The 274-nt window shown below is 59.9% G+C and carries 1 protein-coding gene; it reads right to left on the bottom strand.

Annotation, left to right across the window (positions count from 1 at the left end; all coding sequences use genetic code 11):
• Window positions 1-274: transporter substrate-binding protein (locus AC3XQU_RS23860; protein ID WP_489876611.1), on the bottom strand; the 274-nt coding region annotated here is incomplete at both ends.

The raw sequence follows: 274 nt of genomic DNA, 5'->3' as shown, positions 1-274 counted from the left end.
GCTTGCTCCACAGGTGATGGTTCTCGTGGATCTTCACGTAGCCTTCCGGCGCGGTTTTCAGCTCGATGCCCGACGAGGCGGCCACGACTTTATCCACGTCGAAACTGCCGGCCTTCTCCACCGCGGCTTTCCACAACCATGGGCCGAGGTAGGCCGCCTGGGTCACGTCGCCGATCACCGCATCCTTGCCGTACTTGGCCTTGAAGGCTTCGACGAAGGCTTTGTTGTTGGGGTTGTCCAGGCTCTGGAAGTACTTCATCGAGGCGTAGAAACC

The organism is Telluria sp. AZSoR62, assembly GCF_058111565.1.
The sequence above is the reverse complement of the archived record's forward strand: the minus strand, read 5'-3'. Positions and strand labels throughout refer to the sequence as shown.